The following is a 22,779-nucleotide window of genomic DNA, read 5'->3' as shown; positions in this document are numbered from 1 at the left end:
TTCTATAATTCAAGTATAGAATTTTGTGCGCTTCCCATTTCAGAACGTATTGAACAGATCACATTAACGCCAAATACATTTTCAAAATTTCTCAATATGTGTTGCAGTAGAGTTTTAGGAACTCCTCTAGCTGGAATGACATTTAATTCAATTTTTCCAGGTTCGGATTTTTTTATTTCAATTTTTGCCTTAGTTTTTTCTAAAAATCTCAAAAGGTTAAGCAAAGAGGATATTTTTCTTACTGCCGTCTTATCTTGAGGTGTTAGAATAGACTTGTATCGTGAAAATAACCAATCTGCAGTTTTTTCATGTCTAGTATGTACAAGAGATAATCCCAAAATTAATTGATCAGTATGATTAAGAGACATGTCTTCATCAGCTATTGCATAAAACCAACTCTGAGGATTATTATATGACGATTTTTCCATCATCAATTTTAGTGCATATGAAAGAAGCACATATTCACGCTCGCCAATTAATTTGAAAACAATAAGTCCTTTTAAAAACCCTTCAGCATTTTGATTGATTGATCTCTCTTTAGTAATACTAAGAGATTGTCGTATCTGTTCAGATGTGATACTATTAGAATGATATGTTTTTTGATTTTCAAGAAATATTGAGAGCGCACCTTCACGAAGTCCATGGTTGCTTACATGAAGATTTTGAAATCTAAATTTGTCCATTAATGTATCTATAACACACGAACCAGCAACAATTGTTTCAGCTCTGCTAGAACCAATTACAGAGATTTTGGAAATCTCACCAGGTTTCATATCAGATAGTTTTTTGTTAATTGTATTAACTGATTTAAAATCCATTTCATAATTATGAATTTTGTCAAATGGATATTTTGTAACCTTTTGATCATATCTTGCCAAAGCTCTTAATGCACCACCAACTCCTACCAGAACTGTATTTTTATCTAGATCAAATTCTTTTTTACTTGGAAGAAGATTCCATATATGTCGCCTCATATTTTTATAATCTTTTGTAGCAAATGTAGAATTCTTATTAGCAAATTGTTGTGTTAATCTTAATGCACCAAGTGGTAATGAAATAACCTTTTTGATTCTGAATTTTTCAGCGTGTACAATTTCTAGGCTTCCTCCGCCTAAATCAAAAAATAGCGTGTTTGGTAATTGAAGTGACTTTATTGCGCCTACATATGAATAAAGGGCCTCTTCTCGTTCAGACAAAACCTTGAATCTGAATCCTGTTTCACGATATACTTCATTTAGAAATTCGTCTTTATTACTTGCTTCTCTTACTGCGCTAGTTGCTATAGGTAGGACAGACTTAATTGGCTGGAGTTGAATAACATCTCTAAATAACTTTAAAACTTCAATTGCTCTCATAATTGGTTTTTTACTAAGCTTGCCTTTTTCGTCCAATCCTTCACCAAGCTTTGCTTTCATCCCCTCTTGTTCATATATCTCAAAAGAATCATCATCTTTTACATTGTAATTTACCAATTTAACAGAATTGAATCCTAAATCAATTACTGACATTTTCATTTTGATTATTTACCCCTTTTTGATAAAAACACATTACTATTAATCTAGACTAGATTCATATTTTTTTACTAAATGAAAAACATAAGAAACTCTGATCATTTTGATATTTTTTTCATATGTTTTGGTGTTAGTAACCACCTCAGTTCTCCTCGTATTTTTGGTTGAAGTGAGATTGTTCTAATTCTTACTAATCCACCTTTTTTAAGATCGATTCTACAGTTTGATTCTCCAATAGCTTCTCCTACTAAATCACTCAGATACGGCTCATGTCCAACAAGAAGTGTTAGTGACCCCGGCTTTAATTTTGAAAGTTTATTGTAGAGTTCTAGTTTATTGCCTTCCGGTCTTAATTCATTTAATTCCACTACACTATTCCTGCTTTTTATGTACTTCATTACAATCTCTGTAGTCTGTTTACATCTTACTAATGGACTAGTAAATACATAATCAAACTCTAATCCTAATTTGACAAGTGCCTTTGCAATCTCTTCCATTTCTTGTCTTCCTGTAATAGAAAGCGACCTTTGGGAGTCATTTCTTGTAGATGAGCGTTTGCCAGCTTCACCGTGTCGCAAAATGTACAAATCCATTTCAAAATCCAACAAAATTTTCTGCCACAAGGTAAGATACATCATGATTTAGCATTATCATCAACATAAGTCATTTTAATACAAATATCTATGATTCGACTATGATTTCTTATTCTTCATATCAAAATATAGTTCTATATAGAACACTATCATCATTGCTTTAGACAATGATAGAAAACCATCCATAAATGAGTATAATAAAATGTGAAAAAAATGCTTACAATATAGAAGAATTAAATGTCTATTTACGTCCAGTGTCCCTAGAGATTTAAATTAAATGGAAAATAACGGTAGATTAATTGTAGTTGAAGGTATAGATGGTTCAGGTAAATCAACTCAAGTCCATCTTCTAGAAAAATGGCTGGCTTACAAAGGAATTAGTGTTTTTAAAACTGAATGGAATTCTTCTGAGATGGTAAAAGAAATCACGTCTAAAGGAAAGAAAAAAGGTCAGCTTACACCAACTACCTTTAGTCTGCTACATGCTACTGATTTTGCAGACAGGTATGAAAGAAACATTTTTCCGTTGTTACGTGCTGGTTATTTTGTTCTAGCAGATAGATACATCTATACTGCATTTGTGAGAGATGTTGTAAGAGGTTGTAATCCAAAATGGGTAAGAAGTGTTTACGATTTTGCAATCAAACCACATATCGCATTTTATTTCAGAGTACCAGTTGACATTGCAGTTGACAGAATTCTTGTTGGTAGACCTAAACTAAAATATTATGAAGCTGGAATGGATTTGAATTTAAGCAATGATCCGTATGAAAGTTATAGAATTTTTCAAGGAAGAATAATTGAACAATATGATTCAATGGCAGATTCAGAAGGATTTACTGTTATAGATGGTACATTAAATATTGAAGAACAGCAGAAATTAGTTAGAGAGAAAATTTCTGCTATTTTACCAAAAACACTTCCCAAAACACCTGCCAGAGCTTTGATTAAAAATGAAACAAAATACAAAAAAACAATTTGAAAAAAGAACCGTAGAATTTTACGGTCATGGCATAAAAAACTTGGAAGATGTTGAGATCAAAGGCAGATTAATCGTTATTGAAGGACCTGATGCTTCTGGAAGAAGTACAGAAATTGAGCTGATCACAGCAAAATTGGAGGCAGATGGTCATGCAGTTTTGAATACCGGCTTGAAGCGCTCAGAATTAGTAAGTAGAGGAATATTAGAGGCAAAGAGAGATTACAACCTAGGAAGGAAAACACTAGCACTGTTTTATGCTGCAGATTTTGCTGACCAATTTGAATATAAAATAATACCGGCTTTACAAGCTGGCTACATTGTACTTGCAGACAGATACATCTACACACTCATAGCTAGAAACGTAGTAAGAGGATTAAATCGAAAATGGTCCCATAATCTGTATGGTTTTGCTATAAAACCAGACCTTGTTTTTTATTTGGATGTAGATCCCAATATACTAATACATCGAGTATTTCAAAAGAATTCCTCGCTTGACCATTATGAATCAGGTGCAGATCTAGGACTTTCAGATGACATGTTTGAATCATTTTTAATATATCAAAGAATGATTTCCAAGGAATTTCACATGATGCAAAAAAGATACGGGCTTATACCAATAAATGGAAACAGACCAGTATCTGAAATTAATGCTGATCTACAAAAAAGAATAAACCTGTTTCTTGAAAAAAATCTATAATTTTTTTCTAGACAAAACAATTTTCTGTAACCAGTATATCACATAGAAATAAGATTGGGAGTTGAGTGACAGGTGCAGATGCATTCCAACTCATTGTCATCCTCAAGTCTTGGATCATCTTCAGCACTCAAGTCATCTTTTTGACCATGCTCTACCATAATTTTGTGTTCACAAAGATAACATATCCACATTTTCTATTCACCATATGTGCTGTAAAATATTTGATAAGCGTATGCCACATGAAAAACATATCTTATGTGCAATTCATAGAAAATTTATCATTAATCTATTAAATATGAAAAATAAAAGGGAGAAGAGTTATTTCTTCTTATTTGTTTCCAGTTTTTGGATCTAGGATAAGCTTATCCGTATCACCTTGTTCAAAGTTGAACATGTTATTCAACGAACCTGCTTTTCTATCAAACGATTGTGGATCTGGTATCTGTCCAATATTCCAGTTATCCTCAATGAATTTGAGTATTGAGGATTGGTCAGTCACTGAATGGTCGACAAAGTTCTCCTTTGCATATGGAGATATCACCATCAATGGCAATCTTGGGCCATAACCACATCTATCCTGATAAGCACCTAGTTTTGTAGTTCCGCAGGCAACATCCTGTGCAGGATCATTTGACTGGTTGAGAATTGTAGACATCACGTGATCATACCACCCATCTGAGTCATCATATGAGATGATTACTGCAGTATTCTTCCACTCATCCGTTTTTTGGAGCTTGTTGATTGTATCAACAATAAAGTGCTGCTCATCTATAGGATCAGAGTAACCTGCATGTCCATCTTGATACTTTGCTGCTTTAAGGAAGCTTACTGCTGGCATCTTTCCAGCGTCTACTGCTGTCCAAAAGTCAGTAATATCATACTGGTGGTTTGCTTGGCCATTGTGACCTATCTCATTAACTGATGCTGGAGGAAGGTGATGTTGATTTGCAGTTGAGGCATAATACTCAAATGGTTCGTGGTGTGCGCTGTAATCAGTTACATTAGCACCACCGATATTCAAGTGCGATGATTTGCATTTTGCCTTGTGTGCTGGATTACCATCCCATGGTGTACTTGGTTTAAAGCCACCTTGGAACCATCCCCAAGTAACTCCTTTAGCATTTAGAAGATCACCCACGTTCTTTCCACCCATAGCTGTTGGTGCAAAGCTTGAACAATCATCAAATGCTCCATCTGGATCTCCAATTACAGTATGATGTGTAACGGTGTCTACAACATCAGATGTTGTGACATTACCAGTTTCACCTGAAACCAAGTTCAACATTCCTGGAGTAGATGGACCAAATGTAGTACCAAATGAATTGTCGCTCATAGCAAAGTGTTGTGCATAATTCCACATTGCTGTGACGGTGTTTCCATCGTAGTATCCCATTACAGTGCTACCATCGGGATTACAGCCAGGACCAGTATTAGAAACTGTTTCTACGAATTTGTCCATCAATCCGCCATCAAAGGCTAATTGCTCTGGTTTGTAGTCATGATTCTCATCACATGTTATTAGTTGCGATAATGTGTTGTCTAATCTGAATGGTTTTTTGGAATTGGGATTGTTGTCAATGAGTGCCTGTGTCAAACCGTTTGCAGATGGTGTATTTTCTGATGCCTTGAATTTAGGTTCACCAGCTGGATTTGCTGCATTTGGATATGTGGCAAAATAATGATCATATGAAACGTTTTCTTGGAATATGACCACTACATGCTTGATTGGTGTTGTTGTTGATGGATCAATTGCCCAGCTTGTACTGCTGAGGAATAGAGATGCCATCATTAGTGCTGCGATAGTTGTTGTTAGAATTTTTGTCATTGAGACGATATCATGGGTTCATGCATTTCTTGATTCTGCAAATAGATCACGTTACACTATTTATCAAATATTGTCAGATCATAAAAATTTATTTTTTATGTTGATTACTCGATCAATTTTTCAGGTACATATGATCACAAAAAGATATAGTAAATACTTAGATAAAATAAAACGATCGTGAAACTGCGGTCTATGAAGGTCTTTAAGTATTGTCTTTCCTCAGATCTAGTAGACCGTTCCCCACAGTTACACTGTATCATACACACAAATAATCGATAATCTTTTTTATGCCTATAAATGTTAGATCGTCGTGGCTATAACAAAGACAGTTGAATTAGATGAATTATCAAAATCTATTATGAATATAGATCGAAATATACGTTCAGTTGTAGTCATAGATAAAAAGGGAAACACTCTACATAAGATAACACATCAAAGGTTCCCCGAGCCAAATTTAGAGCGGTGGAATGACACTCATTTCATGGAATGTACGTTTGAAATTTCTGTTGGAGAAAAGGTTGATGAACTTTATGGCATTATTAGATACCATCATTCAGAAAAAGATAATTTCATAATGTTTAGTTTCCCTTTTCACAAGAATGTCATTATTGTTACGTGTACAAAGAAAATTAGTCCAATCTCCTTTGCAACCAAAGTTGCCGAGTTAATAAGCAAGATCATTGTTGAGATTCAAAAATAACTAGTGCGGTCTACGTGACTAAAGAGACTCGTAGGATTCGCAACCACAATCAAAAATTGTAGACCGCATGATTATGGCGTCTTTTACATTATCTAAGGATTTACTATGATTTTTCTATAAGATATGAAAATGGTCTTTATGTTCTGTTATTATGGTTTGGCGGGATTTACAAATATTATGTGGAGATCGCTACTCATCCATATTGCAGTTGACAGTCCAAGAAATGGTCTGTGATAGTTGTTTCTTTTAGTTTTATTTTCATTAGATTGTTTCTCATCCATATTAGCTCACAACTACACATAACGACTTCCTTACACACATCAATGTTGTAATAGATTCAATGTAATCACTTTTGAAGATCTTCCAACGAATTATTTTCCTTAAAGATTCATGGTCTGTTGCTTCTACTTTAGCCAATATATCAAATTGACCTACAGTTCTATGAATATTCGTAACACCATTAATTTTCTCAAGGTTTTCAATAACGTGTTTTTCAAAACCTGGTTTACATCTTAGAATTATGTGAGCAGTAGCCATTTCATGAGGAGTTTGTATTTCATAAGTATTGTCCATGATGATGATGTTTTTGATATTTACTATCTAAGAGTTGTCTATGGTTTTTACAACTGTTCCATAGAGTTCATAGATTATGATTTTATTTTGATTTTCTCTAGTGAATTAATTCTATTTTATTGAAGCAATGGTCATGGATTTGAGGCTCTGTCTTTGACGTACAATTGTTACATATTTTTTGCATCGTTCCCCTACACCCAGCACATACGGAATATTTCATCAATAAGCCACCACAGCCCCTACAAGATTCATCAGGCATTGTTACTTTCATCAACTCCACCAATTCTGATTTAATTTAAAAATGATAAAAGTATTCAATATAGAATTATAGTATCAATGAGACGTATGTAGAATCTAGTTTGCTACGTGTTTGTAATCACAATAACAAACTGTATACGGTTTTGATTTCCTCTTATTACTTTCTCTTTATCTCTATAAGATTAATACTAGTCTAAATGACAACAATCTAACTTGAAAGGCGAATTAATAGAAAACAGAATTGTAGTATGGAACATCCAAGATTCACGCACTCTATTTGTGAATGGATATTATGGCAAGCCAGTGGGCATTGCCAAACCAAAACCAGAAGAAATCACAGTACCATTAATTTTAGATCTTATAGAAGGATTGTACCTAGTACAAAAATCAAAGATAAAAGTATTCAAGGCAAAAAAACTTCTAACAGAAAACAATCTACTTGAAATTTGCAGAGGTGAATACCACAACTTTGACAAAAAATATCTAGTCTACAAAGATTTCAGAGACAAGGGCTACATTGTAAATCCCGGAATTAAATTTGGTTGTGATTTTGCAGTATATCAAAAAGGCCCAGGTATTGACCATGCTCCATATCTAGTTCAGGTGTACAATACTGGTGATACTGTCTCTGCTACAAGTGTAGTTTTAGCAGGAAGACTGGCAACAACAGTAAAAAAACAATTCATCTTGGCAATTCCACGAGGTGAGAAGAAAGTAGATTGTCTAGCGTTAGATTGGTGGAGAGCTTAGCGCAGATTATTTTTAATGTGTGATGCTATTTTATCATAAACAGCAAACTGTTCTTTTGAAATTCCAAGCTCGTGGCTACTTTTCCATTTGCCATGTATTCTAACACCATTTTTTGTTGGATCTATCCAAATGAATGCATCATGGTAAGGTAATTTAGTAATCATATCGACAAGTTCGTTATCAGCATTTAGAATATCAGATATTCTTCCTCCAATCCATTGTACACCTACCACTTTTTTAGAGCCAAAGTGACCCTGTGTTTTTGGTTTTGATTCAGCAAGAAAACTATCATCACTTTGGTTTACATTTGCTTTAACTATAAAATGAGCCTGAAAACGGTCTTGTGCGCCCCAAGGTAAAGGATTTATGTTTTGCATCAAATCCATCTAACCTTTCTGAATTACCTGCACGATATCAATGTTGGAATTTTTTATTTTAATGCAGCCATGGTTTGTAGTCATGATTGGAGAATGGGTAAAACTTCCGCTATAATAATCGCCTTTTTCAACATCATCAGTGCCAATTTCTTTTGTTTCAGCTTCTATTCCTATATGATTTAAAAGGTCGCAGAATTCTTCATTTTTGTTTTTTTGTACAACAGTCTCTTGTTCAGAATCGTGCATGCGTCAAGGTAAATTTCACCCTCAAATAAATATTAGTCTTGGAACGACATATTAGCACAAGACAGAGCAATCGGAATAAATAATAGAAAAATATAGCCAACTTCTGTTAATGTTAAAATTTCAGGGAAAAGTTGCAGTTATCACTGGTAGCGGCACTGGAATTGGAAAGGCCATAGCAGTAAAATTTGCTGAAAATGGTGCAAGCATTGTCATACTTGGCAGAAGAAAAGAGCCCCTTGAAGAAACTGCAAAGGGATTAAAAGAAATTATTGGTAGAGTAAAGAGTAACGCGTTTGTTAAAATTTTTGCAGGAGTTGATGTCAGCGATGAAGAGGGCGTATCACGCATGTTTGATGAACTAAAATCATCAGGTAATGTAGACATTCTAGTTAACAATGCAGGCGTTTCTGGACCAGTAACATGTTTTGCAAACTCACCAATTACAGAATTTAAAAGCACAGTTGCCATTCACCTTACAGGAACTTTTTGGACATCAGTTCAAGCACTAAAAGCGATGAAGAAAGGTTGCAAAATTATTACAATTTCAACATTTTTTACAGAAGAGCGCCCTCTAGAGCAAAGACCATACAGGTTTAGGAGTCCATACACCGCTTCACAGGGAGCAAAAAATAGACTAGCAGAGGCAATGTCATGGGAACTAACTGAAAAAGGAATTATTTCCATAGCAACAAATCCAGGCCCTGTGCATTCTGACAGAATTTACAAAACAGTATATCCAAAAGCAGCTGCTGAGTTTATGAGAGTCAGTGGTTTTGAAACTTTGACTCCACAGGAAGTAGAAGAAGTCAATAATGACATATTGCCCTTGATGGGAGAATCAGAACAAGCAGTAAAAGAAGGAATTAAAAATGCAACTACAAAATTAGCAAAACTAAAAAACATTACATCAGAATCTGAAATAGAAAAACTTGACAAAACAATTTCTTCCTTGCTTGCAAAGATTCAGCAGATTGCAGAAAAAATTCAAAACAACACAAGTAAGATGATTGCTGATGAGCAATTTTTGTCCCAGTCTCAAGTGGCAGAAACAGTACTGTCTTTGTGTGATGATGAAATATCAAAAATTCTCAATGGTAAAGTCATACCAGGAGATAGAGTATTTTACCCAGTCAAGCCACATGTTTCATCATCTATTCCTGAATCACAATTTGACTTTAATGGTAAGGTTATCGTGCTTACTGCTGATATTACAGAGAGCTCTGATACATCACGTGTAGAATTTCTTGCCCAAAATATTGAAAAAAATGGGGGCAAAGTAGTTATCCTCTTATCAAAAAACAGTCCCCAGCAAGCACAAGAACAGCTATCTAAATTTCATTCACATCCAATTGACTTGTCAAATCCAGAACAAGTAAAAAGATTTTTCAAAACTGCCTCAGAAAAAATAGGAGTAATTTCAACTATAATTCATGTAACAGGCAAAGTTCCATCTTTTGCAAAACTAATAGAAACAACCAGATCACAATGGGATGGGTTGGTTGACAAATTCATAAACACTCCAGCAATAGTTGGGCAGGAAGCTCTCAATATTTTCGTACCTGGAGGTTCCAAGAATCCACCACTTTACAAGGGAAAATCAGGCACCATAATAATCATAGGTCCTGACTTGCCATCAGGCTCAAAAGTATCTGGCTCAGACAGAGCAAGAGTAGAGGTATTTCGAGGAGCGCTACGACCATTTGCTACAACTGTCAATCAAGAGCTAAGTGATGTGCTCAAATCAAATCTAAGAGCATTCCTAGTTTTGCCAGGAAGTATAGATGGAATAGAACCAAGTAATGAAAGAATTTTTAGCGCAATCAAATATTTCAGTTCTGGAAAAGCCACACAGAGCTCTGAGGTTATTTACTGTCCTGATGAAACAAGATCCTGATGAAGAAGTTTTCTGAGCTCAAAGTAGGTGACGAATTTTTTTCAGAATGTAAAATATCATTGCCTGAGCTTGAAAGTTATCTTAATTTTTCTAAGATAAAAAATGTAATATATGAGAATAATGAAAATATGAAAAAAGAATCAAGTACAATGATTTCTGGCAGAGCTATTCTAGGAAGAATGGAAGGAGAGTTTACAAGACTAAAAGAAATGTATGGAAATATGTTGATTTTTTATGGCATGGATGGCGATCCAGAATGGAAAAACAGACACACCAGGTTTCTAAAACCTCTTTATACCAATGAAAATCTAAAGATCAAATTTAAAATATCTGAGAAAACTGACCTTAACGAAAGTTATGGGCTTTTAGCAATAGATTTTGAGGGCTCAAAAGATAATGGCGAACTTGTTGTAGTGTCAAAACGCAACTTGTACCAGATCAAAAAGGAACCCTCAGAGAATCAGCAAAAAGCTTGATGGCAGTAATCACAAGTACCACCGTAACAAGAATTCTCAGTCTTTTCTCTTCTACCTGTAGTGAAAGTCTGCTACCAACTAGTCCTCCTGCAAATGCACCTATTGAGAGAAAAAGCGCCTGGTAAAAATCAGGATGGCCTAAAAGGGAGTGTGTAATCATACCAGAAGCAGATGCAAATAACAAAACAAACTGCGAAGTAGGCGCTGCCATTTTCATTGAGAGACCAATTGCTATTACCATTAAAGGAACAAAAATCACACCACCTCCTATACCAAACAGGCTTGAAATTATTCCTGCAAAAAAACTTGCACCAACTGCCAATACCATTATTTGTTTTGAAATATTGTGTTCCTTGGACTCCATCTTCCGTTTTAAAAAAATGTATATGCTTGATGCTAAAAGTACTATACCAAACAATATCTTAAATGATGCCGGAGTAATTCCGTCTGAAATGTATGCCCCAAGTATTGTACCTGGGATTGAAAGCAATCCTAGCTTCAAACCAAGTGAATATACTATGCGTTTTTGTTTTGCATAGGAAATTGTTGATGCTACAGCATTACTGAATGCAGCAAAAAGACTATCACTTGCTGCAAGTTGAGGTGAAAATCCAAAAAATGTCAAAATCGGCACAACAACAAATCCACCTCCTAACCCAATCATTGAGCCAATAATTCCTGCAGCAAATCCAAGTAATATCAATCCTAGATATTCAAACAATACAAACACCAACAGATACCATTATGGATTAAGTTAGTACGTCAACCTTAATGAACTAAGAAATATAGCAGAAGCTCTAGGCATCTCATCTAGCAACAAGCAACTTCCATACATATCCACTTTGGTTAGTTGTAAGTTCCATTTCAAAATGTTCAGAACCTAATGGAACTGCTTGTGAAGTGCTGTTGGGTTTTTTACCAGCAATATGAAAATCTCGAAAGGCATCAATCATATCAGAAAGGGTTGCATAGCCTCTTGGTTTTTCTTTATTCCAACATCCACATGTAGTCTCATTAATTACGGCCCCAAAAACTGTCTTTACATCATTTAGATTACTCATTGTTGGATCTGATTGTATGGCAACAATAACTAGACCTGGTGCTCGAGTAGAACCCACCATGTTAATATTTCCAAGAAAATTTCCATTTTTATCTTTAATCTCAGTTGATGTGCAAAATTTTACAAGCGACTGCTTTGTTTGATTTGAGAAAAAGTTACAGTATTGATTGATGTCGGTTTGACTGAAAAACTGTAATGGTTTTGACATGTTAATATCATCAGAAAGTAAACTTGTTTTCAGGTTTGAGTTTGCTTCATCATATGAAAAATCAAGATCAAGTGGAGAAATTTGTGATTGGTCAGTATTATCAGTTGATTGGTTAGATATGTTTGGCAATATTGCAATAACAGATATTATTGCAACAATAACGGCAGCTCCACCTATACCTGCATAGAGAAGTTTCTTTTGCCTCATGAAATCTTGAATTTTGTATGCTTTAATAAAGCAATCTCACAGTTCATGGAATTTTATGAATTTAATTAATACTAAATACAATCACATATTTGTAAAAAAAGTAGTTAAAGACTAGTCGTGTCTGGTTTATCAGTAGCCTTTGTTGCATCGAGTTTGGTTGGAGATTTGCTTCTTTTACTTTTTATGTAAACTGCAATGACACCAATTGCTGCAATAACAATTGCGCCAACTATTAATTTTGTCGACATAATCAAACGCCAGTTTGCTGTTTAATAAATCTGCTTAAATCTCACTATAAGTCACATATGCTACTACATGGTTGTGAAAAATTTTCATGCATGAAGAGTTCTTTCATTTTATTCGTCAATGAAGGAAATATACTAATTAATACCGAATATGTTTGTTGAATATTGCGCATAATATTATGTGGTTTTGGAGTTGTTGGTCAGAACTTTGCAAAACTCTTACTTTCGAGATCAGAAGATTTGTATGCACTTCATGGTCTAAAGCCCAGAATAGTGGGCGTTTTTGATAGTAAAGGATCTGCGGCATCCTCTGCAGGCCTTGATCTTAACAGACTTTTAGAAGTCAAGAAAAAATATGGTAATATAAGAAAATATCACAATAAAGAAAAAAATGCAAATGGGCTTGAAATGATCAAGGGAATGGATGCCGAAGTATTGATAGAAACAACTCCAAGTAATTACAAAGATGCAGAACCAGGAATGTCACATATTGTAAATGCCATGAAAAACGGTTTACATGTAATTACTGTAAACAAAGGACCGCTTGCTCTTGCATTTCCTTCATTAATTGAACTTGCAACATATAATCAAGTCCTGTTAAAATTTAGTGGTACGGTTGGCGGAGGTACACCAATTTTAGATTATGCAAAAAATAGCCTAAGAGGTGAAAGAATTGTTTCCTTTCAAGGAATTCTAAATGGTACAACAAATTACATACTAACTAACATGGCTAACGGAATGACTTTCAAGACAGCGCTAGCAGATGCAAAAAAAAGAGGATATGTAGAAGCAGATGAATCATTAGATATTGATGGTTTTGACGCTGCTGCTAAACTTGTCATACTAGCTAATTGGATAATGGACATGAAAGTTACCATAAAAGACATCAAGCGCATAGGGATTCGAGATGTTACGACTTCGGATATCAAAAAAGCTGCTACCAACAATTCTGCTGTAAAACTAATTGCATCATGTAATAAAGAATTACTAGTCTCACCTCAACAAATTTCTCTAGAGGATCCATTATGTGTAAACGGCACTCTAAATGCAATAACGTTTAATTCTGAACACTCTGGCCAACAAACAATAATTGGTCGTGGTGCTGGAGGAATGGAAACTGCCAGCTCCATACTGAGAGATTTGTTAGATATAAAACAGGAAATGTCAAGGCGTTGAAATCAAACTTATTATCAAAATCTGAAACTGCCGAGACACTAGAAAGTATTGCAACACAATGGAAGATAGAAGTTCCTAAAACAAAAAATCTTACTACTCATGAAATTTCAGATAGTGCAAGATTAATCACTGCAGATAATTTTGCTGCAATCAAGATAGATAAAATTTTCATTCCCTTTCTTTCTGAAACCTCAATGCTTGAAAAGTTTCCAAAAGTTGTGGTAGACATGGGAGCTGTGAAATTTGTATGCAACGGGGCAACAGTTATGAGACCAGGCATAAAAAATTATTCAGATTTTGAGAAAGATCAGATAGTATGCATTGTGGAAGAATCGCGCAACAAGTTTTTGGCAGTAGGAAGAGCGTTAGTATCAAGTAAAGAACTAGAAACTATGACAAAAGGCGAGGTAGTGAAAAATTTGCACTATATATCAGATGAGTTTTGGGAAACTGCAAAAGGGATTAAAAAATAATTAATTTTCAGTGAATTCTCGAGAACCAGTTTTGTCAACTACTAGCACATCTATTCCATCTCCACTTGCTGCATCTCTCATGATTGCAGAACGGATAGATTTTACTGCTAGTGTTACTGCATCTTTTTCCTTCATGCCTTGCTTGAATTCCTGATCGAGAACTCCAAGTGCCATTTCTGCACCAGTTCCTACAGCAGCATAATCATCTGGCAACACAGAACCTAATGGATCCAGAGTGTAAATTGCTGGTGCACCATCAACTCCGCCTACAATAACTTGTGTAAGTAAAGGATAGTATCTTCGCTCATACATTAATGATGACATCATTTTTGCAACAGAGTTTGGAGGAATCTCTCGTTTTAATTCCATTTTTCTAATCTTTGTAAGAGCACGCATCTGCATTGCTAAAACCTGCATATCAGCAACTAATCCTGCACAGCAAGCTCCAACATAATCAGTTATTCTAAATGTCTTTTTTGTGTTCTTGCTAACAAGAAAATTACCATAAGCAACTCTTCTTTCACTTGCCAAGACTACGCCACCATCATAAGTTATTCCGACAGCTGTGGCACCCGGCATATACACATAAGCCATAAATCCTGTGCAAAACGAGGACAATAAAGCCCTTTCTCTAAATGAAAGGCACTAATATGATCGATGATGCGCAAAAATGAATCATATCTAAAGTTAGGAATTCAAGAAACTAGCATGTATAGATTTAATCGAATTTACTCATTATTCTACAAATGCATTTTGTTGTTTTGTTTAACAGATCTATTCTCGCAAATTCGTTAGGAGAATGAATTCTAGAAAAAATGTATGTGCTTCCAATTGAGATACATGGAGCAGAAAGAACTTTGGCAAAAGAGTACATTGGCCCAGTGCCAGCAGAGGACACACTTACTATGGATCTCCCAAATGATTCGTTTGCAGCTTCTTTTACTTTAGATACAAATGGATCTAGAATCTTGGTTTTAGATGCAGCTTCACCATGAATCATGTTTATTTTGATGTCCCCAAAACCCTTTGATTTAAGATGCTGTTTTAGTCTTGCAAGTTGTTTTAATGGATCCATTTTTGGTACAAGTCTAAAGTCAATCTTTACTAGTGCTTGTGCAGGAAGAACAGTCTTTGCACCAGGACCAGTATAACCAGAAACAAAGCCTGCAATGTTACATGTTGGTTCTCCTACCAGTGCTTTTCTTGCTGCAATTCCTGTCTTGTTTGCAACAAACCGTTTAATTCCATATTCTTTTTTGAATTCTTTTTCATCAAACGGTTCAGTTTGAATTAGTTTAAGCTCTTCTTTTGTGAATACATCTACTTCATCATACCAGCCTTTGATGAGTATTTTTCCATTAACATCACGAAGTGTTTTTAATGCCTCCAAAAGTCTCCATGCTGGATTTTCAATTAAAACAGCTAGACTAGAATGTGCGTCGCGTATTGATTCTGTTACTGAAAGTTCAACATACAGCAAGCCTTTCATTCCAAGGCTGATTATTGGCCTATCTTTGGCATCAACATATCCAAATTCCCAAATTACTCCATCACATGAAAATTTTTTCTTGTATTTTTTTAGATATTTTTCAATATGCATACTTCCAATTTCTTCTTCTCCTTCAACTAGAAATTTTACATTGCATGGTACATCGCCTTCTATTTTTAGATAAGATTCAACAGCTTTAATTCGAGTTATTAATTCGCCCTTGTCATCAGCAGAACCGCGTCCAAAGATTTTGTTACCTTTAATTTTTCCACTAAATGGTTTGTCTTTCCAAAGATCAAATGGTTCTGCAGGCTGTACATCATAATGATTGTAAAATAGCAAAGTTTTCTTTGGGTTTTGTTTAGATTTTACTTCACCATATACTACTGGAGGAATTCCTTTTCTAAGATAAAGTATTTCAGAATGGATTCCAGAATTTCTCATTATTTTTGCCACAAGTCTTGCACACTCTTCAAGACCTTCATTTTTTGCAGAAACACTAGGTTGTCTTATCAAAGTTTGAAGATCAGAAATGAGACCTTTCATGTTGTTATCTATGTATCGAAGTACTTGCATCAGAATCACTTTACCCTGTCAAATGGTTTCATTGCATCAGAAATAAATTCTAAGAGATCGGTTGCAACAATGTGTAACCCGTGCTTTTTTTGGGCAAGCATCCCTGCCTTTCCATTTATAAAAACAGCAGCCGCTGCAGCCTCTACAGGATTACGATTTTTTGACAACATTCCTGCCACCATACCTGAAAGTACATCTCCTGTTCCACCAACAGTCATTGCAGGCGTATTTTTCACATTCAGATATGTCTTTTGCCCATCGCTGACAATGTCAGTGGGTCCTTTTAGTAATATGGTAAGAGAGTTTTCTTTTGCATATTTTTCTACAATTGAAATCCGTTCCTTTTTAGAATCAGATGGTAGTTCTCCAAACAATCTTTTGAATTCGCCTGCATGTGGAGTGACTATAACTTTTTTATTTTTAATTATAGGTAGCATATCTGATACCAACGCACTTGCATCAAGAGAGAGCCTTACATCTTTATTCAAAAGCGATGTTACAAGCAACTTTAATGCTTCAACATCTTGTATTGCCAACCCCATCCCTATTGTTGCTGAATCTAGTTCTTTTGGTATAATACCAAGTAGTTTGTGTACAGCACCTCTTGTAAGCTTGGCATCAACCAAAGGTAGTACGATAAGATTTGGCGAGATTGCTCTTGTTGCTTGCACATTTATTTTTGGCACACAAGTGTACACCAAATCGGTTCCACATCGTAATGCAGCAAGAGATGAAAGTATTGGTGCACCGTGATAAAAATAACTACCACCAAGAACCAGAACCGTACCATTATCACCCTTTCTTGATGAAAATTTTCTTGAAGGAATAAAACTTTTCACTGTAGTAGCTTGTAAAATCTTACTTGTCAATACCGATAATCTTCTTTTTGGGTGAATAAACTTTCCTTGTTAGAAACCATTATTCTTTCCTTTGAGGTGTAATCTATTCTGTAGACTCTACTACTTCAATCTCTTCTTTTGGCAATCTATTCTTAAATGCCCGTGGACTTGAGACTTTTCTTGCAAAGGCAACATAAGTGGTATGACCAATGCTACGAAATGAATGTCTTGTTTTTCCCTCGCGTGCCTCAATAGTTCTGACAATTTGTTCTGTACATTCTATATCATAAAAGTCATTTTCGTTAAGTGCAATTGCAAGTTTTTCAAGCTGATTCATTGTAGGACATATCGCAACAAATGCCCCACTTCCTTTTAGCATCTTTCTTGCTTGAGGCACTACCGTCCAAGGATCACCAAGATCAACTACTACAATATCTACATCAGTAATTGGAACTTTCTTGACAGATTTTATGTCAAGCTTTTCCATTGTTACATATTTTGCAACTCCTGCTTTTTCTATATTTTTTCTAGCAATCTCCATAAAATTTGGATCAACGTCAAATGTGTATACATGTCCACGTGGGTTTACAATGCTTGCAAGAAATGTAGTAAGAGAACCGCTTCCAGTTCCAATTTCTACAACTTTTTGTCCACTCTGAAGTCCAGTTCTTGCAGCAATATACCCAAGATCTTTTGGATACACTATCTGTGTACTACGCTGACTCTTCATGATATAATCATGAATTGTGGGCTCTAGCAGATAGATGTATTTTCCTTTGTTTGTTTTAATTGTAGAGCCATATTCTTTTCCTACAACATCTTTGTGATTAATTACACCAACATGTGTGTGAAATTGTTGTTTTTTTGATACCTTCATCAGCCATTTTTTTGAATCATTATAAAAAAACAGGACAAAAGAATTTTGTTTTATTTTCTTCACAGAAATAAAGCCAATATCATACGGATAAGAATTTACCTGTTACATCCTTGATGGTGAACTAATTCCAAGCAAATCAAGTGCCTTGACAAGTGTTTCTTTAAAACAATACACGATACAAAGTCGTGCATTTATCAGAGACTTGGTCTCAGCAGTAAGGACCTTTACATGTTCATAAAAGGTGTTAAATGTAACTGCAAGTTCATAGCAGTATTTTGCAATTATTTTTGGAGATAGGTTTTTTGTAGCATCCTCTATCTGGATATCAAATTTTCCAATCACCTTAACCAGGTTTGACTCATATTCTGTAGTAAGACCATCAAATGATACATCAAAGTTTGGTTCTGTCTCTGCCTTTTCTAAAATCCTTGAGGCCCGTGCATATGAATATTGTATGTATGGACCAGTATCACCTTCTAAGCTAAGTGATTCAGTCAGATCAAAAGTAATTATTTTATCAAGATCTTGTTTTATCATTGCATACCGTAGTGCCCCCACAGCAACTTGCTCTGATATCTTTACAAGTGAAAGCTCATCAAGATCTGGATTTCTCTTTTTTGCTTCCTCATATGTTTTTTTACCAAGTATATCTAAAACATCATCTGCGTTGACGTAGATTCCTTTTCGTCCTGACATCTGTGCTTCCTTACCAGATGTATCCACACCAAGAGTCTTTGCAGTATCTGCACTTAGAGTCACAGATTCATATCCTAAATGAAAGTATGCACCTTTCTGAGATTTGAAGTCAGTCATTATTTTTGTAATTAATTTTTGTAAACGAAATTGTCGTGAATCAATTACAGTTATCACTTTTTCACCGACAAAGTTGAGTTTGTTTCCAGTCTTTTCAAGTGTTGTCTCCCAAAGAACTCGCCCGTTTGCTTGCTCTGCATATTTTTTATAATAAAATGGATCATCAAGCATTCCAAGCTTCCACGCTGCATATGGAATGTCTTTTGCAATGTATGTTGCAATTCCATTACTTCTCACAAGAACCTTGTCTTCCTCATCTGCGGACTTTATAACCCAACATCCTTCATTCTTGCCTTCCTTCTCAAGTTCAATAATTCCCATTGATTTCATCTTTTCAAATACAATTTTCCAGAGATTTGACATGACAATTTGTGACTCAAAATTCAGGCAATCATATGTCACTCCAAGACGCCAGCAAGTCTTTAGTTGTTCATCAAGAACTTTTCTTGTAATGTCATTAGCAAACCTTGCAGTCTCAGATGTGCCTTCTTCTAATTCCTTGAGCACAAGTGTTCTTTTTTCTGCCAGATTTGAATCAGTTTCATATTTTTCTGTAATATTTACATAAACAACATCTCCACAATAATGATCAAATTTTTGACCCTTGGGTTGCTCTACAGAATATCCACCATATTTGAAACCTACAATGATATCTGCTACTTGTAATCCTGAATCATCAACATAGTTTAGCACCCTTACATCGTATTGTGATTTGTGTAGTATTTTTGAAACTGTGTCACCTATGATTATGTTTCTCACATGACCAATGTGTAGCGCCTTGTTTGGATTTACGCTAGTGTGTTCTACTACAATTTTCAAGTTTTTTCCAACATTAATGTCGCCATATTTTTTTTGCATAGCAGATGTTATTGTAGAATTATTTAATTCAACAAAATTTGCAACAAAATTCACATATCCTGATTGGTGTGCAGTGATTTCCTTTACGAATTTGCCTTTGTTTTTTTGATACTGTTTTGAAATAATATCTGCAATTTCAAATGGTCTTTTCTTGAGACTCTTGGCAAGTAAGAATGCAATATTGCAGCTCACATCACCAAACTCTGGTCTTGAAGCCTCAGATACTTCAAACTCTACTTTAGGATAATGTAGTTCATTAGAAATTTGCTCAAGTCTTGATCGTATTTCATCAAAGAGCAGTCGAAGTGTCACATCTTACTCCCGTGATAGTTTAAGCTCAACATACTCCAATGCCTCAATAACTCCATCACCCTCATTTCCTGTTACAGTCATGGATGCCTGTGATTTTACATCTTCTGGTGCATTACCTATTGCGATACTCAATCCTGTTGCCTTGAATAACGGAATATCAGTTTCACTATCACCTATTGATATGATATCATCTTTTGTAGCAGAAAACATGTTCATTACCTCTTCGAGTCCCCTAGCTTTGTTTATGCCCTTTGAGTTAATATGAAATGCATACTGGCTATCAGAAAGATTTACTGGTAAATTATTTTCAGAAACAATTTTTTTTGCTAAATCTATATCAAAATTTCTTTCAAGAACAACCTCGGTTAGCCTTGGAAATACATTTTTTATTTCTACTTGAGGAATTTTTGTCTTTAAAAATTCAAATGCTTTTATGCAATCCTCTTTTTTTCCCAATAGCTTGTGTTCAGATGGACCATACATTACTGCTCCACCATTTTCACCTACTGCAATCCTAGTTGTGCCCCCAAACACCGATAACACGTATGCTTCAACAGATGATCTACCAGTAACGAAAATTACCTTGTGTCCTAGCTTTTCCATGTATCGCAGTGCTGCAAGTGCATCAAGGTCAACTCTACCGCCCTTTGTGTCTGTAATTGTTCCATCAATATCTATGGCAAAGATTTTTGGGCGCACCAAGTCAGATATAATATTGGGCATAATAACTCCTATCTAAAATACTATTTTGTAATAAACACAACATGCCACGAAAAGGTAAACTTGCCGAGATTCTCAGTAAAGCAAGGTATGCAGACAATCCTAATTCATACATGGTTGGATATCTGGACTATGACACAATAAAAGAAACCACATTACCAGAGTTCATAAAAATATCAGATAATTTTGAAACTATTCCAATAACAAGAATTCATCACATCAATAAGGGAGGCAAGACTTTGTACTCTAAAATAGTTAATAAAAAAGATTCTGATATTGCCTGATCGTTTTTTATCATTTAAAGACCTCTAAATATACCTAAAAAAATACCCAAACAGTGTTAATTGATTTTTTAAAACCCATACTTGAGAATCCTTTCTTTGTAAAATATGGGCTACTAGGTCTTTTTCTTAATTCTGTCTTTGCTTCATTTATTCCATTTCCGATTGCAATAACATCAACTGCACTTCTTCTAGATGGTCAAAATCCAGTAATGGTATTCACAGTAATGGCAACAGGCTCTGTAGGAGGCGGAATTCTGACATATCTTGTGGGGTATGATGGTAAAAAAATTTACAGACTCCTCCGTAAAACACAAAGAACAAAGGATTATGACAAGAGCTTTGACTGGTTGAACAGATATGGCTGGATCATAATTTTTGCATTAAGTTTGGTACCCATACTGACTGAGATTGTGACAATTATTGCAGGAGTAAAGAAATATGATTTTAGAAAATTTGCAATTTCTATGTGTATAGCAAGAACACTTAGCTCATTTGCCTCTGTTTATTTTGGAAGCATGTTTCTCCATTATTTTAATAACCTCAAATTTTAGCCACAAACACAACATAATGTAACTTGATAGCAAATTAGAAGGATTTTATGCAGTAAACCCAAACATACTGTGAATCAGAATGGGAGTTCCAGAAAAAATTCAAGCCATAAAAGATGAGATGGCAAAGACTCAGGTTAACAAGGCAACTGAACATCATGTTGGACTACTCAAAGCAAAGCTTGCAAAGCTAAAACGTGAACAAGAAGAATCAAAATCTAAATCATCTGGAAGTTCAGTTGGTTTTGATATCAAACGAACTGGTGATGCCACTGTTGTTTTTATTGGATTACCAAGTGTTGGAAAATCTACTTTGTTAAATAGACTTACTGGTGCAAAATCTGCTGTAGCCGCATTTCAATTTACTACTACTACCGTAGTTCCAGGGATGATGGAACTTCGAGGTGCAAAAATTCAGGTGTTGGATTTGCCTGGAATTATCAAAGGTGCATCAACTGGAAAAGGATTAGGAAAAAGAGTACTTGCAGTTGCAAAAAGTGCAGACCTTGTTTTAATTATTCTTGATGTTTTTCAGCCATATCATGATGGAGTAATTCGGACAGAGCTTCAAAATATTGGCATACGACTAGATCAAAAACCACCAAACATTGTAGTAGAAAAAACCTCAGATGGAGGATTATCAGTTAATCAACAAGTGCCTTTAACTAAAATGTCAATTAGTCTACTAAAAGATATTTTACGAGTTTATGGAATGAACAATGGAAGGGTATTGATAAGAGAAGATATTGATTCAGAACAGCTTGTAGATTTTATTTCAGCTAACAAGACATATGTCCAGTCCCTTACAGTGATGAACAAAATAGATCTTGTAAATCAAGGATTTTTAAACGAACTACAATCTAACATAAAAGCAAAAATTATACCAATTTCTGCAGATTCCGATATCAACATAACTGCGCTAAAAGATGCAATTTATGAGAAATTAGATTTTATCAGAATTTACATGAGGCCCAAGGGAGGCGAAACAGATTTCAAAGAACCTCTTATTACAAGAAATGGCTCTACTGTATTAGAGATTTGTAATAAACTACATCGAGATATGAGAAGAGATTTCAAACATGCTCTTGTATGGGGCAAAAGTGTCAAGTTTGGTGGACAAAGAGTAGGTCTGACTCACATATTACAAGATGAAGATGTTTTAACAATAGTAAAGAACAGAGGCACATAAAACAAATACTTTATTCTGTGAAC

The 22,779-nt window shown here is 35.0% G+C and carries 28 protein-coding genes; 11 read left to right on the top strand and 17 right to left on the bottom strand.

The window, feature by feature from the left end:
• Positions 1–2: 2 nt before the first annotated feature.
• Positions 3–1,508 carry a Ppx/GppA phosphatase family protein gene (locus VEU72_09750; GenBank protein HYL67415.1) on the bottom strand — a complete coding sequence of 502 codons (1,506 nt, stop codon included), beginning with the start codon at positions 1,506–1,508 and terminating at the stop codon, positions 3–5.
• A 101-nt stretch (positions 1,509–1,609) separates the two neighbouring features.
• Positions 1,610–2,116: a phosphohistidine phosphatase SixA gene (sixA, locus tag VEU72_09745; GenBank protein HYL67414.1), complete on the bottom strand. Its 507-nt coding sequence runs from the start codon at positions 2,114–2,116 to the stop codon at positions 1,610–1,612.
• 265 nt (positions 2,117–2,381) lie between these two features.
• Here sixA and tmk point away from each other — a divergent pair, with 265 nt between their 5' ends.
• Both tmk and VEU72_09735 read left to right on the top strand, forming a co-directional pair.
• The gene (gene tmk, locus VEU72_09740) at positions 2,382–3,086 is read left to right on the top strand and encodes a dTMP kinase (protein ID HYL67413.1); all 705 of its coding nucleotides are present in this window, start codon (positions 2,382–2,384) and stop codon (positions 3,084–3,086) included.
• Entirely contained in the window at positions 3,058–3,783 is a 726-nt protein-coding gene (locus tag VEU72_09735) for a thymidylate kinase (protein HYL67412.1), read from the top strand. The genes tmk and VEU72_09735 overlap by 29 nt, the downstream gene beginning before the upstream one ends.
• A 38-nt stretch (positions 3,784–3,821) precedes the next feature.
• Here VEU72_09735 and VEU72_09730 read toward each other — a convergent pair whose 3' ends face one another.
• Together VEU72_09730 and VEU72_09725 are read right to left on the bottom strand one after the other, a co-directional pair.
• Positions 3,822–3,974, bottom strand: coding sequence for a hypothetical protein (locus VEU72_09730; protein ID HYL67411.1), 153 nt, complete (start codon positions 3,972–3,974; stop codon positions 3,822–3,824).
• 137 nt (positions 3,975–4,111) lie between these two features.
• A complete protein-coding gene (locus VEU72_09725) occupies positions 4,112–5,608 on the bottom strand; it encodes an alkaline phosphatase family protein (GenBank protein HYL67410.1) in 1,497 nt (498 codons plus the stop codon).
• Between the two features lie 310 nt (positions 5,609–5,918).
• Here VEU72_09725 and VEU72_09720 point away from each other — a divergent pair, with 310 nt between their 5' ends.
• On the top strand, positions 5,919–6,308 hold the full coding sequence (locus VEU72_09720; protein HYL67409.1) for a hypothetical protein: 390 nt from the start codon (positions 5,919–5,921) through the stop codon (positions 6,306–6,308).
• A gap of 149 nt (positions 6,309–6,457) precedes the next feature.
• Here VEU72_09720 and VEU72_09715 read toward each other — a convergent pair whose 3' ends face one another.
• Positions 6,458–6,589, bottom strand: coding sequence for a hypothetical protein (locus VEU72_09715; protein ID HYL67408.1), 132 nt, complete (start codon positions 6,587–6,589; stop codon positions 6,458–6,460).
• A 1-nt stretch (position 6,590) separates the two neighbouring features.
• Positions 6,591–6,881, bottom strand: a complete 291-nt coding sequence (locus tag VEU72_09710; protein ID HYL67407.1) for an Lrp/AsnC ligand binding domain-containing protein — start codon at positions 6,879–6,881, stop codon at positions 6,591–6,593.
• A 471-nt stretch (positions 6,882–7,352) separates the two neighbouring features.
• On the opposite strand from VEU72_09710, the gene endA reads away from it, so the two are divergent.
• Positions 7,353–7,889, top strand: coding sequence for a tRNA-intron lyase (gene endA, locus VEU72_09705; protein HYL67406.1), 537 nt, complete (start codon positions 7,353–7,355; stop codon positions 7,887–7,889).
• On the opposite strand, the gene VEU72_09700 is transcribed toward endA, so the two are convergent.
• Positions 7,886–8,275: a hypothetical protein gene (locus VEU72_09700; GenBank protein HYL67405.1), complete on the bottom strand. Its 390-nt coding sequence runs from the start codon at positions 8,273–8,275 to the stop codon at positions 7,886–7,888. The two genes, endA and VEU72_09700, sit on opposite strands and share 4 nt — an antisense overlap.
• Positions 8,276–8,512, bottom strand: coding sequence for a hypothetical protein (locus tag VEU72_09695; GenBank protein ID HYL67404.1), 237 nt, complete (start codon positions 8,510–8,512; stop codon positions 8,276–8,278).
• Between the two features lie 109 nt (positions 8,513–8,621).
• Here VEU72_09695 and VEU72_09690 point away from each other — a divergent pair, with 109 nt between their 5' ends.
• Together VEU72_09690 and VEU72_09685 are read left to right on the top strand one after the other, a co-directional pair.
• Positions 8,622–10,406: an SDR family NAD(P)-dependent oxidoreductase gene (locus tag VEU72_09690; GenBank protein ID HYL67403.1), complete on the top strand. Its 1,785-nt coding sequence runs from the start codon at positions 8,622–8,624 to the stop codon at positions 10,404–10,406.
• Entirely contained in the window at positions 10,406–10,882 is a 477-nt protein-coding gene (locus VEU72_09685; GenBank protein HYL67402.1) for a hypothetical protein, read from the top strand. Before VEU72_09690 ends, VEU72_09685 begins: the two co-directional genes overlap by 1 nt.
• On the opposite strand, the gene VEU72_09680 is transcribed toward VEU72_09685, so the two are convergent.
• From VEU72_09680 to VEU72_09670, 3 genes are all read right to left on the bottom strand, one after another.
• Positions 10,845–11,603 carry a sulfite exporter TauE/SafE family protein gene (locus VEU72_09680; GenBank protein HYL67401.1) on the bottom strand — a complete coding sequence of 253 codons (759 nt, stop codon included), beginning with the start codon at positions 11,601–11,603 and terminating at the stop codon, positions 10,845–10,847. The two genes, VEU72_09685 and VEU72_09680, sit on opposite strands and share 38 nt — an antisense overlap.
• Positions 11,604–11,688: 85 nt before the next feature.
• Positions 11,689–12,357, bottom strand: coding sequence for a hypothetical protein (locus tag VEU72_09675; protein ID HYL67400.1), 669 nt, complete (start codon positions 12,355–12,357; stop codon positions 11,689–11,691).
• Between the two features lie 104 nt (positions 12,358–12,461).
• Complete coding sequence (locus tag VEU72_09670) at positions 12,462–12,605, bottom strand: hypothetical protein (GenBank protein ID HYL67399.1); 144 nt, start codon at positions 12,603–12,605, stop codon at positions 12,462–12,464.
• A 162-nt stretch (positions 12,606–12,767) separates the two neighbouring features.
• Here VEU72_09670 and VEU72_09665 point away from each other — a divergent pair, with 162 nt between their 5' ends.
• Both VEU72_09665 and VEU72_09660 read left to right on the top strand, forming a co-directional pair.
• A complete protein-coding gene (locus VEU72_09665) occupies positions 12,768–13,778 on the top strand; it encodes a homoserine dehydrogenase (GenBank protein HYL67398.1) in 1,011 nt (336 codons plus the stop codon).
• The gene (locus VEU72_09660; GenBank protein ID HYL67397.1) at positions 13,775–14,251 is read left to right on the top strand and encodes a PUA domain-containing protein; all 477 of its coding nucleotides are present in this window, start codon (positions 13,775–13,777) and stop codon (positions 14,249–14,251) included. The genes VEU72_09665 and VEU72_09660 overlap by 4 nt, the downstream gene beginning before the upstream one ends.
• Here the strand turns inward: VEU72_09660 and VEU72_09655 are convergent, their stop codons facing one another.
• The 6 genes from VEU72_09655 to VEU72_09630 form a co-directional block, all read right to left on the bottom strand.
• Positions 14,252–14,830, bottom strand: coding sequence for a proteasome subunit beta (locus VEU72_09655; GenBank protein ID HYL67396.1), 579 nt, complete (start codon positions 14,828–14,830; stop codon positions 14,252–14,254).
• 139 nt (positions 14,831–14,969) lie between these two features.
• Complete coding sequence (locus tag VEU72_09650; protein HYL67395.1) at positions 14,970–16,316, bottom strand: M20/M25/M40 family metallo-hydrolase; 1,347 nt, start codon at positions 16,314–16,316, stop codon at positions 14,970–14,972.
• 5 nt (positions 16,317–16,321) lie between these two features.
• On the bottom strand, positions 16,322–17,185 hold the full coding sequence (locus VEU72_09645; GenBank protein ID HYL67394.1) for an NAD(P)H-hydrate dehydratase: 864 nt from the start codon (positions 17,183–17,185) through the stop codon (positions 16,322–16,324).
• A gap of 73 nt (positions 17,186–17,258) precedes the next feature.
• Positions 17,259–18,095, bottom strand: coding sequence for a tRNA (adenine-N1)-methyltransferase (locus tag VEU72_09640; protein HYL67393.1), 837 nt, complete (start codon positions 18,093–18,095; stop codon positions 17,259–17,261).
• Positions 18,096–18,134: 39 nt separating this feature from the next.
• The gene (locus VEU72_09635; protein HYL67392.1) at positions 18,135–20,015 is read right to left on the bottom strand and encodes an arginine--tRNA ligase; all 1,881 of its coding nucleotides are present in this window, start codon (positions 20,013–20,015) and stop codon (positions 18,135–18,137) included.
• Between the two features lie 3 nt (positions 20,016–20,018).
• Entirely contained in the window at positions 20,019–20,738 is a 720-nt protein-coding gene (locus VEU72_09630; GenBank protein ID HYL67391.1) for a phosphoglycolate phosphatase, read from the bottom strand.
• Between the two features lie 41 nt (positions 20,739–20,779).
• On the opposite strand from VEU72_09630, the gene VEU72_09625 reads away from it, so the two are divergent.
• The 3 genes from VEU72_09625 to VEU72_09615 all read left to right on the top strand — a co-directional run bounded on the left by VEU72_09625 (position 20,780) and on the right by VEU72_09615 (position 22,756).
• Complete coding sequence (locus VEU72_09625; protein HYL67390.1) at positions 20,780–21,019, top strand: DUF504 domain-containing protein; 240 nt, start codon at positions 20,780–20,782, stop codon at positions 21,017–21,019.
• 53 nt (positions 21,020–21,072) lie between these two features.
• Entirely contained in the window at positions 21,073–21,570 is a 498-nt protein-coding gene (locus VEU72_09620) for a VTT domain-containing protein (GenBank protein HYL67389.1), read from the top strand.
• A 79-nt stretch (positions 21,571–21,649) separates the two neighbouring features.
• Positions 21,650–22,756 (top strand): GTP-binding protein, encoded by a 1,107-nt coding sequence (locus tag VEU72_09615; protein HYL67388.1) that lies wholly within the window; start codon positions 21,650–21,652, stop codon positions 22,754–22,756.
• The last annotated feature ends 23 nt before the right edge of the window (positions 22,757–22,779 follow it).

The sequence above is a fragment of the Nitrosopumilaceae archaeon genome, assembly GCA_035631875.1.
Classification (GTDB): Archaea; Thermoproteota; Nitrososphaeria; order Nitrososphaerales; family Nitrosopumilaceae; genus TA-20.
The sequence above is the reverse complement of the archived record's forward strand: the minus strand, read 5'-3'. Positions and strand labels throughout refer to the sequence as shown.